The 2,076-nt window shown below is 70.3% G+C and carries 2 protein-coding genes and 1 pseudogene; all 3 read right to left on the reverse strand.

Going from position 1 to position 2,076, the window contains the following annotated elements; all coding sequences use genetic code 11:
* Positions 1-408: pseudogene (locus MXD58_RS26275) on the reverse strand (hypothetical protein); the annotation flags it as partial.
* Positions 405-1,907, reverse strand: coding sequence for an SCO6880 family protein (locus MXD58_RS26280; protein ID WP_248839888.1), 1,503 nt, complete (start codon positions 1,905-1,907; stop codon positions 405-407). The gene MXD58_RS26280 and the pseudogene MXD58_RS26275, both read right to left, overlap by 4 nt.
* Positions 1,897-2,076, reverse strand: a 180-nt coding sequence (locus tag MXD58_RS26285) for a hypothetical protein (RefSeq protein ID WP_250610451.1), incomplete at its 5' end; no start/stop codon positions are given. The genes MXD58_RS26285 and MXD58_RS26280, both read right to left, overlap by 11 nt.

The following is a 2,076-nucleotide window of genomic DNA, read 5'->3' on the forward strand; positions in this document are numbered from 1 at the left end:
GGCCGGTGGTGGCGGCGGCTGGCCGGTCGGGCGGCGCCGGCGCGGTCCGCCGCCGAGGTCGACGAATCCGTCCGCGTCCCGGCCGGGGTCGTGGGAGGCGGCCTCGTAGATCGCCGCCTCGTAGCCGTCCGGGTCGTAGCCCGCCTCGTCGTAGCTGGGTGGGTCGAAATCGGCGTCGATCTGATCGTAGCCGTCCGTCGGCTCCTGGCCGTCGTCGTGGTCCACCAAGCCGTCGCCGTAGCCGATCTGGCCGTCGACCCCGTCACCGTTGACGCTGACCCCGTCGTGGAAACCGGCGTCAGAGTTGTAGACGATGCCGCTGTTGTAGCCGGTGCCGTTTTCTCCGAGCGGATAACCCTCGGTGAGAACGCGCTCGTTGTCCGGACCGTCGCCGTATCCGGGGCTCATACGACGCCTACCGCGAGCGGCAGTGCGCCGACGCTGAAGCCCTGGTCCTGTTCGCCGACGAGCCGCACCATTTCGAGGCGGCTGCGCGAGGCCAGGGTCTCCGCCTCGCCGCACGCGTCGGCAAGACCGTCGAGATCGTCCGCGGAGACCGTGACGAACCCGTGGAAGCGGAACGCGCCGAAACCGGCGATGAGTTCCTGTTCACGGCGCTCGACCTCGTCGGCTTCGGCAACGTCGCGTTGCGTCGTGACCTTGCCGACCTTGTCACGCATCTGCTGTTCGCCGAGGTGCGCCATCCGCCGCCGGTTCACCGCTTTCTCGGCCTTGCGCCCGGGCAGCGGTTCCACGATCAGTGAGACCGTCCGCCGGCAGGTCGTCTCCATCAGCAGGGGAGCGAGGAACGCGGCCGGCGAGGGGACCCGCGGCCAGCCGTTGATCCAGTAGGTGGTGTGGAAGCCGGAGTCGGTCCGGTAGTGATCCCAGGCGGTGACGGTTCGTACCGGGCCGGCGATCGCCGGGTCGACGCCGGAGGCGAGGCCCTTCAGGCCGCCGGCGAGGTCCGTGCTCGCACCGCCGCGGGCGTCGATCATCTCGATCGAGTACGGGTCGTAGGTGGTGCGGATGACCGCGGCGAGAGCCCGGGGCGGCAGCCAGCCGACCGTGCTGATCGACGCTCGCGCGAGGGCCGCCTCCATCGTGCGCAGCTCGCCGAGCAGCACCGCGCAGGCGGCCTGGTCGCCGCCGCCGGCCCGCTGGATCGCCCGGCGGGCGTCTTTCGCCCGGAGCTGGAAGGACAGATACGTCTCGTGGCGCTGCGCGACGGGGCCGGCCGCGTCGATCACCTGCTGGTAGGCGGTGGCGGCCCACGAGTCGTCATGGTGGCCGCGGACCCGCCAATGCCGCTGCAACTGGTCGCCGGAGTCCGGCAGGGTGCGTTCCAACCACTGGATCCGCGAGAGGCGTCCGCCACCGGAGGTGAGCCCGGCGAGCAGTTCGCCCCAGGCGTCGACCCGGGCCTGCTGATCGCCGGATTCCAGCAGCGCGAACTGGCTGCCCCGCACCTGAAGGACAGCCGTGTAGGTCTGCTTCTTCGCGTCCTTGACGACCGCGACGTACCGGCTTCCACCCACCGGCACGGAGAGCATCACCAGTGACGACAGCGGCCCTGGCAGGACCGTGCGGCTGATCCGGTCATCCCCGGAGCCGAGCCGGAAGAACGCGCCACGGAACACCGTCTCGCCCGTCACCTTCTGCATCGTGAAGCCGAACAGGATCGGCACCCACTGGTCGAGATTACGATCCTCCACCCGCACGAAGGCGACGAACAGCAGGGCCACCGCGAGCAGCACCCAGATCGGAACGATCACCAAGGGTGACCGCAATGCACCCAGGACGCAGAGCATCACACCGATCATCAGACTGAGCTGCGGCCAGCGCATGCCGAGCATGACGCCACCGCGCTCGAGCGGTCCGAACCGGTAACTGCGTTCAGCGACCATTGACTACCTCACTCGCCGCTTGTCGGCTCGTCCGATTTTCGCTCACTGCCTGCCGGTTCGGGAGGGCGGTGGCTTGGGGGCCGCCGTCCGCGCCGGGGCGGGCGGCAGGGCTGCCGTCGGCCGGGATGACCCGGCCGATGCCGACCGTGTCGACGCCCCGCTCCGGGCC

It is taken from the genome of Frankia sp. AgKG'84/4, assembly GCF_023242965.2.
GTDB lineage: Bacteria > Actinomycetota > Actinomycetes > Frankiales > Frankiaceae > Frankia.

Bases quoted from the DNA above. Each gene is read 5' to 3' on its own strand.
- MXD58_RS26280 (WP_248839888.1), bottom strand. From the start codon at position 1,907: ATGGTCGCTGAACGCAGTTACCGGTTCGGACCGCTCGAGCGCGGTGGC.